At 66.3% G+C, this 11,975-nt stretch carries 11 protein-coding genes; 4 read left to right on the top strand and 7 right to left on the bottom strand.

The annotated features are described in order from the left end of the window. Both AB4Y35_RS41445 and AB4Y35_RS41440 read left to right on the top strand, forming a co-directional pair. A partial coding sequence (locus AB4Y35_RS41445) for a hypothetical protein (protein ID WP_368708775.1) occupies positions 1-324 on the top strand: 324 nt, incomplete at its 5' end. Positions 325-383: 59 nt separating this feature from the next. Beyond that, the gene (locus AB4Y35_RS41440) at positions 384-998 is read left to right on the top strand and encodes a hypothetical protein (RefSeq protein WP_368695455.1); all 615 of its coding nucleotides are present in this window, start codon (positions 384-386) and stop codon (positions 996-998) included. 24 nt (positions 999-1,022) lie between these two features. Here AB4Y35_RS41440 and AB4Y35_RS41435 read toward each other — a convergent pair whose 3' ends face one another. The 5 genes from AB4Y35_RS41435 to AB4Y35_RS41415 all read right to left on the bottom strand — a co-directional run bounded on the left by AB4Y35_RS41435 (position 1,023) and on the right by AB4Y35_RS41415 (position 6,886). Beyond that, positions 1,023-1,268, bottom strand: a complete 246-nt coding sequence (locus AB4Y35_RS41435; RefSeq protein ID WP_245623541.1) for a DUF2964 family protein — start codon at positions 1,266-1,268, stop codon at positions 1,023-1,025. A gap of 321 nt (positions 1,269-1,589) precedes the next feature. Beyond that, entirely contained in the window at positions 1,590-3,032 is a 1,443-nt protein-coding gene (gene fliD, locus AB4Y35_RS41430) for a flagellar filament capping protein FliD (protein WP_368708774.1), read from the bottom strand. 157 nt (positions 3,033-3,189) lie between these two features. Continuing rightward, on the bottom strand, positions 3,190-3,783 hold the full coding sequence (locus AB4Y35_RS41425) for a YigZ family protein (RefSeq protein ID WP_368708773.1): 594 nt from the start codon (positions 3,781-3,783) through the stop codon (positions 3,190-3,192). Positions 3,784-4,586: 803 nt separating this feature from the next. After that, positions 4,587-4,904, bottom strand: coding sequence for a hypothetical protein (locus AB4Y35_RS41420; protein ID WP_368688473.1), 318 nt, complete (start codon positions 4,902-4,904; stop codon positions 4,587-4,589). A 311-nt stretch (positions 4,905-5,215) separates the two neighbouring features. Beyond that, positions 5,216-6,886, bottom strand: a complete 1,671-nt coding sequence (locus tag AB4Y35_RS41415) for an acyl-CoA synthetase (RefSeq protein ID WP_368708772.1) — start codon at positions 6,884-6,886, stop codon at positions 5,216-5,218. Between the two features lie 173 nt (positions 6,887-7,059). Here AB4Y35_RS41415 and AB4Y35_RS41410 point away from each other — a divergent pair, with 173 nt between their 5' ends. Beyond that, positions 7,060-7,812, top strand: coding sequence for a Crp/Fnr family transcriptional regulator (locus tag AB4Y35_RS41410; protein ID WP_368708780.1), 753 nt, complete (start codon positions 7,060-7,062; stop codon positions 7,810-7,812). 119 nt (positions 7,813-7,931) lie between these two features. Further along, on the top strand, positions 7,932-8,288 hold the full coding sequence (locus tag AB4Y35_RS41405) for a DUF4148 domain-containing protein (RefSeq protein WP_368708779.1): 357 nt from the start codon (positions 7,932-7,934) through the stop codon (positions 8,286-8,288). A gap of 8 nt (positions 8,289-8,296) precedes the next feature. Here the strand turns inward: AB4Y35_RS41405 and AB4Y35_RS41400 are convergent, their stop codons facing one another. Together AB4Y35_RS41400 and AB4Y35_RS41395 are read right to left on the bottom strand one after the other, a co-directional pair. Beyond that, positions 8,297-10,081: a peptidoglycan D,D-transpeptidase FtsI family protein gene (locus AB4Y35_RS41400; protein ID WP_368708771.1), complete on the bottom strand. Its 1,785-nt coding sequence runs from the start codon at positions 10,079-10,081 to the stop codon at positions 8,297-8,299. A 222-nt stretch (positions 10,082-10,303) separates the two neighbouring features. Continuing rightward, positions 10,304-11,851, bottom strand: a complete 1,548-nt coding sequence (locus AB4Y35_RS41395) for a methyl-accepting chemotaxis protein (protein WP_368708770.1) — start codon at positions 11,849-11,851, stop codon at positions 10,304-10,306. Between the last annotated feature and the right edge of the window lie 124 nt (positions 11,852-11,975).

Genomic DNA, 11,975 nt, shown 5'->3' with positions numbered 1-11,975 from the left:
GGCGCGTTTCATGCCCTGTTCGCGGGCGACGTGCCGTTGCGGGTGCGTTACGAAAAGCTCGAGGCGGCCGCGGCCGCGTTGTGCGAGCCACGCGAGGCCGACTATGCCTCGCTGCTCTCGACCGATTCGGGCCTGCCCGGCCCGGACTTCTATACACGCTTCAAGCGCTTGCATACCGAGCGCTACTACGAAACGCTCGGCGCGGACCGGCATCGCATGCTGCGGCTTGCCGAAAAGCGCCAGCTCGCCAACGAGGAACGCGAGCGTGTCTATGCCCATTACCTGCGCTGTGCGGCCGAAGAAGCCTGCATGACCAGCGCTTGATGCGTGCGGGCGGCGCCATGCCGCTCTCTTGCCATTCACGATCCACACAAGGAGGCTTCATGTCCACACGCTACCGTTCTTCCGCGCCGCTGCTCGGCGCCATACTCGTGCTTGCCCTCGGCGTGTCGCCGCAGGTGCCGCTGTTTGCGCAGACGGCGTCCGATGCCGCGCCTGAAAGTGCGCCCAACGCGACGCTGCAGATCGGCGAGGTGCAGACCACGGCGACGGTCGTGAGCATCGACGCGGCCACCAATTCGGTCACGCTGCGCGGCGCCCGACGCAACCTGGTGACGGTCGCGGTCGATCCCGCGGTCGGCGACGTGAGCAAGCTCAAGCCCGGCGATCATGTGAACATCCTCTACAAGGAGGCGTTGCTGCTGCGCGCCGAAAAGGTGGCCACGCGGGGTATCCGCTCGCGCGTCGATACAGTCGCTACCACGCCCGCTTCCGGCGGCATGACGGCAACGGCGCGCAGCGTGCAGGTGATCGCGACGGTGGAGAAGATCGACCGCAAGAGCCGCAAGGTCGCGTTGCGCGGACCGAACCGCACGGTCGTGGTGGTGGCGCCGCCGGACGTACCGCTCGAATCGATCAAGGTGGGCGACAGCATTCGCGCCGACTACGTGGGCGCGACGGCCGTGCATGTCACGCGCGACGGCCAGAACCTGCAGTGAAGCAGTAACGCCTGGGCGGCGTGGCTAGTCGGCGCGATTGCGGTCGCGTACGAGGATCGACACGTAGATTGCCGTGCAGACGATGATGACGGCCACGCCGGCAATTACCTTCTGGTGGTCGAAGTTGATGAGGCCGACCACTGCGATGGCGATGCCGGCGGCAGAGCCGAGCGTGCCCATTGCGGCCACGAAAATGCGCACCTTGCTCCAGACGCGATGGCGCCGCTCGGGACCTGCGCCTTCCATAAACCGATGCAGTCGATCAAACATGGCGGCTCTTCCGGGTTGGGTAGAAGACGGTCATGCGGGCGCGAATGAATGCGCGGCCCGGACCAGATCAAGTATAGCCAGCCCATTATTACGCGTTCTTTCAATTGCCTGCGCCCTGGTGCGCCGGAATTCCCGAGCGTTTTTTGCGCGCGTTTAAGTTTGTCTTAATTTTGGCTCGCCATGATGGAGCGGTCGGGTCGATTCGATAGTTCGATTCGCGGTTGTTCTTCACGTCCCCTGTTGGCCGCCGATTCACTCGGCGGCCTTTTTTTTCGTCTGCCGTCGACGTTTGCTAGCGTCGATCACCGCGCATTCACGCCTTTATTTGTGATTCGTCGCGAGGGCGCCCGCGCTGTTTGCGCCGCCAAAGAGCTGTGTCAGATATTGCTGGTTGTTGTTCATGATCGACATGAGGTTATTGAGCGCGGTGAACTGGCGGTTGAATTGCGCAGTGAGCTGGGTTGCGCGCACATCGAGCATCGACGACTGCTTTTTGATGTCGTCGAGTTCCTTGTTGATGGCCGTGCTGCGCCGCTCGATGATGCCGCTCGACTGCACGTAGGGCGTAATGGCGCTGTTGAGCTTCGTGGTCATGCCGCCGCTGCCGAACAGCGCCGCAATCGCACTGTTGCCCGGTTGCAGCGCCTTCTTGAACGTCTCGTCGTCGATCTCGAGCTTGCCGCTCTTGTCGAGCTTGATGCCGATCTCGCCCAGTGCATGGGTCACGCCGTCGCTGCCCTTCACGCCCGCCGAAACGAGCGCCGGCAGACTCGCCGCGAGTGTGCGCGCGATCGAGTCGCCGAGCAGCGCGCCCGCTTGTGCGCTCGTCGAACCGGTTGCGGCCGTATAGGAGGTCAGGCCGTTCAGGGCATCCACGTAGCTGTTGTACGCCTTCACGAAGTCGCGGATGGAGGTGCCCGTCGCTTCGGTGTCGGGGGCGATGGTGAGCGTTTGCTTCGTGCCCACCGAGGCGTTTGCGAGCTTGATCGTGATGTCGCTCACCACGCCCTCGAGCGTGTTGCTCGCGCTCGTGACGCGCGTGCCGTCGATGCGAAGCTCGGCGTCACTGGCTGCCTCGACTTCGCGCATCTGCGAGGAAGCGAGGCGCGTGTCGACGCCCGCGCCCGCCTGCACGTCGATCGCGTTGGCCGCGCCGGTCTTGTTCGCGGTCAGCACGAGGTGCTGGCCGTCGGCGCCGTTGACGATCGACGCCGTGACGCCTGGGTTGTCCTTCGCCCGGTTGATCGCCGCGACGACGTCGGTGAGCTTGTTGCTGCCCGCAGCGATCGTCAGATGCATGGACTTGCCGCCCATCGAGATGTCGAGGCTGCCTTCCCCGAGCGTCTCGCCCGTGTCGAAGCTGTCCGAGGCGAGCTTATGCGCTGTCGCGAGGCGATCGACTTCGACCGTGAAGCTGCTCGCCACCGCGTTCTTGCCGGCCACCGCGCTCAAGCCCTTGTCCTTCTCGCTCGTCGTGACGGTGAAGCGTTGCAGCGCGGCGCCATCCTTGAACGGCTCGAGTGCCGTCTGGAGCGCAGCGAGCGCCGACTTCAGCGTGCCGAGCGCCGAGAGCGTCGTGTTGCTGGCGGTCTGCTTCGCGCTGAGGATGGCGCTCGGCCCCGCGATCTTTGCGTTGACGAGCGCCTTGACGAGCTGGTTGACGTCGAGCGTGGAGTTGGTCGCGCCGCTGATGATCGACTGGGCGGCGTCGCTCAGCGCGCTGTTCGCGCTGGCGGTCGTGGTGTTCGTGATCGTGCTTGCCATGAAAGAAGTCCGTTCGTTCTGGTGCGTCGAGTCGACGGAGCGCGCGAATGCGCGGCCATGCTTTCATTACGGCAAGCGTTCATGAAACTTGATGAAAGGAATGAAAAGAATTTGAAAAGTACGCGATCGGTACTGCGGCGGCAACCAGCCGCCCGCTTCAAACGTGCTCGGGGAAGCCCGAACGGCCTTGCGTGAGATCGGTCAGCGTGTGGCGCGCGGCGTCCACGGCGGTAGCGGGCAACTGGATCGTGAGGCGGACCGTCATGGCGTACTGGCTCTCCACGAGCGTGAACTGCTGCTGGTCGATCCAGTGGCGCACGCGGGTTTCGTCGGGGTAGCCGAGTTCGACGGTGAGGCGCGCCTGCGCGATGCGCTCGACGCGCTCGGCTCCCTGCAGGGCGCTGGCAATGGCGTCGGTATAGGCGCGCACGAGGCCGCCCGCGCCGAGTTTCACGCCGCCGTAGTAGCGCACCACGGCGGCAAGCACGCCTTCCAGGTCGTGATGGCGCAGCACTTCGAGGATCGGGCGCCCGGCGGTGCCGGAGGGTTCGCCGTCGTCGGACATGCCGGACTGGCCGCCCGCGAGCAGCGCCCAGCAAACGTGCGTGGCGGTGGGATGTTCGTCGCGCAGACGGCGGATTTCAGCCATGGCCGCTTCGCGGTCGGCAACGGGAAGGGCGTGCGCGATGAAGCGGCTCTTGCGGATCTCGAGTTCCGCGCTGACGGGATGGGCGAGGGTGAAAGTTGGCACAAGCGGACGGGCACTGCAGACGAAACCCCCATGTTAACCGATGCGCACAGGCCGGCTTTCCACGTCCGTCCCCAAATCTTGCCAGTTTATGTAATGGTTCTTTGCGCGAGACGCTAGTGACGCCCCGGCCTTCCGCCCGGATAATGCACGGCATGACGGATCTAGCTCTGGCTGGAGCGAAGCCGAACTCCTCATTCGGTGATCCGTCATAGTTCTTTCTCTCGCGGCGCCGCTGTACCGTTCCGGCAGACGCGATTCTCCAAAGCTCGGAAGCCAAAAAAATCCCCGGTCGGACGGTGTCACGACCGGGGGTCACAAGGCTCGCCTGTTCTCAAGAGGCAATCCCACCTTACGTCCGCAAAATTGCGGCCGCAATCGGAAAAAAAACCTGGTGCGCATGGCACCCGAAGGGCGCTAGTGTTCTCATCCGTGCGCAAAAAAAATCCCGGCCATCGCTGGCCGGGCAATGAGAATACACCGTGCGCTCCGGGGAACGAAACGCCCATCAACGTTACCCGCCGGCCGTGCGGCCGGCAACACTTCCACATTACCTGCAATTACTGACGTCGGCCTTTCCGGCCGCGCCCGGCGAGCGGCGCACTAGGCCGGATCCGCCGTGTGGCGGGCATTGCGGTCGAATTGATTCGCATATCGAACGATATCCATGCACTCGCCCGCGCATGGCGAAGTAAGGCGCCGAAATGCGCCGAGGCCGGTCTCCCCAGGGGGAAGACCGGCCTCGGTGTGCCGCTTCAGGGGCCTCCAGAGAAGGCGGCCCCTGGATCACGCGCGCGTCACGCGGATCAGTAACGCGGCGGGGGCGGCGGACGATGGTCGTCGTCGCGGTAGTGCGGGGGACCCGGATCGTGCGGGTGATGGTGCATCCACTCGTCGTGCTCCCAATAGCGGTGGCCGTCGTAGTAGCGGTTTTCGTGCCAGCCGATCGAGACGTGCGCGTCCACCGGCATCATGTGCGGTTGACCGTATTGGGGCGCCGATTCGGCACGCAGCCCATACGGTGCGGATTGAGCGAAGGCGCTCGAGGCGCCCATCAAGGCGCCGCCGGCGATCAGTGCTGCGGCGATGGCGCGGGCGGGGGTCTTCCAGCTCTTCGTGTTCATGAGTTACCTCCTCGTTGGTTGCGTCGTCAGTCACGCGGCATCGAGATGCCTTTGTGTTGCGACCACGGTTCAAAGCTTATCGGCCCGAAGCGGAGGAAAACGTGACCACTTGTAAGCTTTCGTTTCATACGATTCTTCATGCGAGAAAGGCCGATCTAACACTCGGCCCTTGATGCAAAAAGGATTAAGCGCCACACCTGACAATCGGGAACGAGTCGTAGGGGGTCGGGTTGTCAACTGACGTTACATTCGGGCGGCGTGGGCCGCCCGAATGTGTCACGTGTACCGGCCAGCAGGTCCCACTGTCGTTCTTACCGGGGTGTTTTCGGCGCGGGCGGTGCGCCAGCCACATCGATCGCGCTTTGCGAACCTAGTTGCGCGCGCAACTCATATTTCTGGATCTTGCCCGTGGCCGTGCGCGGCAGTTCGCCGAAGCGCACGGCGCGCGGCACCTTGAAGTGCGCGAGAAAGAGCCGGCAGTGCGCGATGATTTCCTCGGCCGTGGCGCTCGCGCCGGGCCGCAGTTCGACGAAAGCGCAAGGCACTTCGCCCCACTTCGGGTCGGGCATCGCCACGACGGCGGCGAGCGCGACGGCCGGATGGCGATACAGCGTGTCTTCCACCTCGATGCTCGAAATGTTCTCGCCGCCCGAGATGATGATGTCCTTGCTGCGGTCGGTAATGCGCACGTAGCCGTCGGGCGTCATCACACCGAGGTCGCCCGTGTGGAACCAGCCGCCGCGGAACGCCTCTTCGGTCGCGCGCTCGTTCTTCAAATAGCCCTTCATGCAGATGTTGCCGCGGAACATGATCTCGCCGAGCGTTTCGCCGTCGGCGGGCACGGGTTCCATCGTCTGCGCGTTGCGCACGCTCACGCCGCTTTGCAGGTGATAGCGCACGCCCTGGCGCGCGGCGAGGCGCGCCTGTTCCTCGTCGGGCAGCGTCTGCCAGCGCGCCTGCACCGCGCATACGGCAGCGGGGCCGTACACCTCGGTCAGACCATAGACATGCGTGAGTTCGATGCCGATCGCCTTCATCTTCGCGATCACGGCCGGCGCGGGCGGGGCGCCTGCCACCATCGTGCACACCGTGTGAGCGATGCCTTCGCGATACTCCGCGGGGGCGTCGGCGAGCGCGCCCTGCACGATGGGCGCGCCGCAATAGTGCGTGACGCGCTCGCTGCGAATGAGATCGAACACGAGCTTCGCGTCGAACTTGCGCAGGCACACGTTCACGCCCGCGCGCGCGGCGACGGTCCACGCGAAGCACCAGCCGTTGCAGTGAAAGAGCGGCAGCGTCCAGAGGTACACGGCGTGCTTGGGCATGTCCCATTCGAGGATGTTGCTCACTGCGTTGAGGTACGCGCCGCGATGGTGATAGACCACGCCTTTGGGGTCGCCCGTCGTGCCCGAGGTGTAGTTCAGTGCAATGGCGTCCCATTCGTCGCGCGGCGGCTCCCAGGCGAACTCGGGATCGCCTTGTTCGAGGAACGCCTCGTAGTCGGTTGTGCGCGGGAAGTACTCGGGGTCGGCGGCCGCGATGTCGGCCACGCTGATGATCCTGAGGTTGGGGAATTCGAGCGCCGCGCGCTGCGCGAGCGCCGCGAATTCGGTATCGACGATCAATGCCTTCGCTTCGCCATGGCGCAGCATGAACAGCATGGTTGCGACATCGAGTCGCGTGTTGAGCGTGTTGAGCACCGCGCCGAGCATGGGTACGCCGAAGTGCGCCTCGACCATCGCGGGGATGTTGGGCAGCAGCACCGCCACCGTGTCGCCGCGGCCGATGCCCGCCTGCGCGAGCGCGCTCGCGAGCCGCCGCGTGCGCGCATAGGTTTCGCGCCAGTTGCGGCGGACCTCGCCATGGACCACGGCCAGGCGGTCGCCATAGACTTCGGCGGCGCGGGCGATGAAATCGACCGGCGTGAGCGGCACATAATTGGCCTCGCGTTGCGCGAGCCCTTCTTCGTAGGGGTGCAACATGGCGGTGTCTCCGAACGGTTATTGGTTTGTCGATATGATTCGCGCTACCGTAGCAGGGCCGCGCATGCCAGTCTGTCGCCGGCGCGACAGAGCGGGCCGCGACGCACGGTCCGCCCGACAAGATCGACCCAAAGATTGACCTAACCCAGGAAAGCGCGATGTCGCAATCCATTATGCCCCCGGACGGGACACCGCCCGCCCGCGATTCATGGCGCGAAGGCGAGCGCATCGACGCCGCCAACTCAGGGCGCCTGGCCGCGCTGTTCGAGCGCTGCGCGTGGTTCCGCGCGCTCGCGACTGAGCATCGCGAGTGGGTGCTCGCGTCGTCACATGCGCAGGGCTATGCCGCGGGCGCGATCGTCGCCGCGCGCGAAGCGCCCTCCGACTGGTGGCTCGGCGTGAGTTCCGGCCTCGTGAAGCTGGCGATCTTCAATGCGTCGGGGCGCGGCTGCACGTTTTCGGGCGTGCCGCACGGCGGCTGGTTCGGCGAGGGGAGCGTGATCAAGCGCGAGCCGCGCAAGTACGACGTGATCGCGCTGCAGCCGTCGCTCGTCATGGCCGTCGCCACCGAGACGTTCCACCGGCTCATGGACTGCAGCCTGCCGTTCAACCGCTTCGTGATCCATCAGCTCAACAACCGCATGGGCGAGTTCATCGCGTTGATCCAGAACAGCCGCTTGCTCGACGTCGATGCACGCGTCGCGCAGTCGCTCGCGCAGATGTTCAATCCCGATCTCTACCCCGAGACGGGGCGGGCGCTCGACATCTCGCAGGAGGAGATCGGTATGCTGGCGGGCGCGTCGCGCCAGCGGATCAACCAGGCCCTGCAGACGCTCGAGCGCCAGGGGCTCGTCGCGCTCTCGTACAACCGCGTGGACGTGCTCGATCTCGACGGGCTGCGTGCATTTGGCCGCGACCAGATCTGAGGACCGCAGAACTCCTTATCAATCTTGCGAGGAATGGAAGACTCTCTCCCCCGCGAGCCGGTTTTTAGGCATGGCCGCGCTGCGTAGACTTGGCTCATCGAATTCATACGGAGAGCATGGTGAAAAACGCAATGCTGCGCGCGGCGCTGGTGTCGATGATGGCGATCGTCCCGGCGGTCTCGTTTGCCCAATCCGCCGGCACGCACAACGGCCCGGTGACGCGGGCCCAGGTGCTGCAGGAATTGGTCGATCTGGAGTCGGTGGGCTACAACCCGGCTTCGGCGAACGACGCCACGTATCCGGAAGGTGTGCAGGGCGCCATGCGCCGGCTTGCCGAAAAGCGCGCCAGCGAAGCGCGTCTGGCGCAGGAGCAGGTCGCGCAATCGGGTTACGGCGCACCGCCCGCGCCCAATGCAGAAGCGGGCGCGCCCGCTGTCTCGGGCGGCGAGCCGCCGCCCGCGTATCGCCACCACTGATTGCGGCGCTAACCGCGCCCTGAGCCGGGCCGGGTGCCGCTGGCACCCTTGGCGCTCTCGGGCCCGGCCGCGACGTCGGGCGGCACGCCGAGCAACTGCAGCGTGCCGGCCGTCACACCCGAGAACACCGGCCCCGCGACCGTGCCGCCATAGAACGCCTTGCCCGCCGGATCGTCGATCATGACCGCGACGATCACGCGCGGCGCGCTCATCGGCGCCATGCCGACGAACAGCGCCCGATAGCGGTTCTTCGCGTAGCCCGCGCCGATCTGCTTGCGCGCGGTGCCGGTCTTGCCGCCCACCCGATAGCCTTCCACATTGGCGGCGCGCCCCGTGCCGCCGTCGCTCGTCGCCATTTCCAGCATCTTGCGCATGGCGGCGGCCGTGGCCGGCGTCGTGACCGCGCGCGCCGCCGACGCGGAGGCACCGCCTGCGCCGCCCGGCGCTTCACGCAGCAGGGCGGCCGGATGCAGCGTGCCGTCGCCGGCGTAGGCCGTGTAGATCTGCGCCATCTGCAAAAGCGAAGTGGACAGGCCGTAGCCATAGGCCATCGTCGCCTGCTCGATGGGGCGCCAGCGCGCCCACGGCCGCACGCGGCCAGGCGCCGCGCCCGGGAACGTGACGCCGGGCCGCTGCCCGAGCCCGTACTCCTGATACTTGTCCCAGATCGTTTGCGCGGGCAGGTTCAGCGCGAGCTTGGCGAGCGCGATGTTGCTCGACTTCTGGATCGCCTCCGCCACGGTCATGCGGCCGTGATTCGAGGTGTCGTGAATCGTCGCGGGGCCGATGCGGTACGTGCCCGGCGCGGTGTCGATGAGGGTGTTCGCGTTGACCTTGTGCAGGTCCATCGCCAGCGAAACGACCACGGGCTTGATGGTCGAGCCGGGCTCGAACGTGTCGACCACGGCGCGGTTGCGCAACTGCTTGCCCGTGAGCCGCGCGCGGTCGTTCGGGTCGAACGACGGCCAGTTAGCGAGCGCGAGGATTTCGCCGTTCTGGGCGTCGAGCACGACGACGCTGCCCGCTTCCGCATGATTCTTCGCCACGGCGGCCTTGAGCTGCGTGTACGCGAGCTGCTGCACGCGGCGGTCGATGGTGAGCTGGACGGTGTCGCCGTTGCGCGGCTGCACGCGCTCGCTCGGCTCCGAAACGACGCGCCCGAGCCGGTCGCGGATCACCTCGCGCTGGCCCGGCGTGCCGCGCAGGCGCGCGTTCGCGGCAAGCTCCACGCCTTCCTGGCCGGCGTCTTCGACGTCGGTGAAGCCCACCACGTGCGCAGCCGATTCGCCTTCGGGGTAATAGCGCTTCGAGTCGGCGATCAGGGTGATGCCGCCCGCGCCCATCTCGTCGATGTGCGCGGCGGTTTCGGCATCGACCTGGCGCTTGAGCAGCACGAAGGAGCGGTCGCCGGCAACGCGCCGCTCCAGTTCCGCGAGCGGCATGTCGAGCAGGCGCGCGAGCGGTGTGTGCGCGGCGGCGTCGAGGAGCCGCGGATTCACCCAGACCTCGAAGGTCGCGAGACTCACGGCCAGCAGCGCGCCGTTGCGGTCGACGATGCGCCCGCGCATGGCGTCGAGCTCCAAGGTGCGCTGGTAGCGTTTTTGGCCCTGCTTCACGTAAAAGCCGTGATTGGCGACCTGAATCCAGAACGCGCGCCCGGCCAGCGCCGCAAAGGCCGCGAAGGTGATGAACACGATGAATTTCGAGCGCCACGCGGGCAGGCGCGGCGCAAGCATCGGGTGGCGGGTCGCGGCTGCGTGCGGGTCGCGCGGCGGTTTCCTGGAACGGATCATCGGCAAGGCGGGATGGCGGGGCAGAGTTGCATTGTAAACAGGATGTAATTGAATTGAAATGTTGGGTGCTCACGGCCGCGAGGCAATAGGGCGCGCGGTGCACGCCGTCAGGCGGCGCGAGCCGTGCAGGGGGAGCGGGGAGAGGCGCAAAGCGAACCGGGCCGCGAATGCGGCCCGGCGGGGAGACATGCAGACCGGCGGTGAGCCGGTATGGCGACAGCGTTACGCGTGCGCGGGCAAGCGGAAGCTCGCGATCGACTCGCGCAGCCCGCTCACCTGATCCTTGAGCGAATGGGCGGCGGCGGCGGCCTGTTCCACGAGCGCCGCGTTCTGCTGCGTCACCTGATCCATCTCGCCCACGGCGCGGTTGACCTGCTCGATGCCGGCGCTCTGCTCGCGCGACGCGTTGCTGATCTCTTCGAGGATCTCGTGCACGCGTCGCACCGACTGCACGATCTCGGTCATCGTCGAGCCCGCGTTGGTCACGAGATGCTGGCCTTCGGTCACGGTGCCGGTCGACTTTTCGATCAGCGCCTTGATCTCCTTGGCGGCGGTGGCGGAGCGCTGCGCGAGGCTGCGCACTTCGGCGGCCACCACCGCGAAGCCGCGGCCCTGTTCGCCCGCACGCGCCGCTTCGACGGCGGCGTTCAGGGCGAGGATGTTGGTCTGGAACGCAATGCCGTCGATCACGCCGATGATGTCGCCGATCTGCTGCGAGCTCGTCGTGATGTCGCCCATGGTGCGCACCACGTCGTCGACTACGGCGCTGCCGCGCGTCGCGACGTCGGCGGCCTGGCTCGCGAGCGACGCCGCATGCTGGGCGCTATCGGCGTTCTGGCGCACGTTCGCCGTCATCTGATCCATGCTCGACGCGGTCTGCACGAGCGCCGCCGCCTGTTCCTCGGTGCGTTGCGAGAGGTCCGTGTTGCCCGCCGCAATCTCGTTGGCGCCCACGTTGATGTTTTCCGCGCCGCTGCGCACGCGCGAGACGGTCTGCACGAGCGCTGTCTGCATCGTGGCGAGCGCGCGCATCAGGCTGGTCTCGTTCGTGCCCTGCACCTGCAGGCGCAACGTGAGGTCGCCCTGGGCGATGCGATTGGCCGCGTCCACCGCGCCTTCCAGTTCGCCGCCGATGCTGCTGCGCACGCTGCGCACCACGAGCACCATCACGGCCGTGGCGGCGCCGCCCAGCAGGAAGGTCACGCCGAGCCAGCGCAGCAGGCTGTCGTAGAACTCGGCGCGCACGTCGTCCATGTACATGCCCGTCACGATCACCCAGTCCCACGGCACGAAGCGGCGGCCGAAGCTCAGCTTGGGAACGGGTTCGCTGTGGCCGGGCTTGGCCCAGAGGTAGTCGAGGAAGCCGCCGTTCGGGCCGCTCGCGGCGTTCACGAGCCCGGTGAACACGTGGGTGCCCGCGGGGTCGGTGAAGTCGCTGAGGTTCTTGCCGTCGAGCTCGGGCTTGATCGGGTGCATCAGCATGACCGACTGCGAGTTGTTGATGCTCAGATAGCCGTCGGTGCTGTAGCGGATCGAGCCGATCACGGTGAGCGCCTGCTTCTGGGCGTCGGCTTCGGGCATGACGTTGCGTTGCGAGAGGCCGTAGTAGTAGTTGGCGATGCTCGTCGCTTCGTCGACGAGCGTCGTGAGCTGCGCGCGCCGCTCGCGGATCATCGCTTCGCGGCTTTGCCAGGCGCCAAAGGCGACGATCAACAGCAGGCCGATCCAGAGGATCGCGATCATCGAGCGGAGCTTTTTGTTGAGGGTCATGTTCTGCATGGTCGGTCGGGTATTTCACAGGGCTGGAGCGGTGCGACTGGCGATGCGTTGCCGCCAGACTGTGTTTACGGCCCACGCAAACGCGCGCGAGACCCAGGGCGAACCCTGCTTAGGC

Source organism: Paraburkholderia sp. EG286A, from assembly GCF_040965375.1.
In the GTDB taxonomy this organism is placed as follows: Bacteria; Pseudomonadota; Gammaproteobacteria; order Burkholderiales; family Burkholderiaceae; genus Paraburkholderia.
The sequence above is the reverse complement of the archived record's forward strand: the minus strand, read 5'-3'. Positions and strand labels throughout refer to the sequence as shown.

Bases quoted from the DNA above. Each gene is read 5' to 3' on its own strand.
- AB4Y35_RS41395 (WP_368708770.1), bottom strand. From the start codon at position 11,851: ATGACCCTCAACAAAAAGCTCCGCTCGATGATCGCGATCCTCTGGATC.
- AB4Y35_RS41415 (WP_368708772.1), bottom strand. From the start codon at position 6,886: ATGTTGCACCCCTACGAAGAAGGGCTCGCGCAACGCGAGGCCAATTAT.
- AB4Y35_RS41420 (WP_368688473.1), bottom strand. From the start codon at position 4,904: ATGAACACGAAGAGCTGGAAGACCCCCGCCCGCGCCATCGCCGCAGCA.
- AB4Y35_RS41400 (WP_368708771.1), bottom strand. From the start codon at position 10,081: ATGATCCGTTCCAGGAAACCGCCGCGCGACCCGCACGCAGCCGCGACC.
- AB4Y35_RS41435 (WP_245623541.1), bottom strand. From the start codon at position 1,268: ATGTTTGATCGACTGCATCGGTTTATGGAAGGCGCAGGTCCCGAGCGG.
- AB4Y35_RS41410 (WP_368708780.1), top strand. From the start codon at position 7,060: ATGCCCCCGGACGGGACACCGCCCGCCCGCGATTCATGGCGCGAAGGC.
- fliD (WP_368708774.1), bottom strand. From the start codon at position 3,032: ATGGCAAGCACGATCACGAACACCACGACCGCCAGCGCGAACAGCGCG.
- AB4Y35_RS41440 (WP_368695455.1), top strand. From the start codon at position 384: ATGTCCACACGCTACCGTTCTTCCGCGCCGCTGCTCGGCGCCATACTC.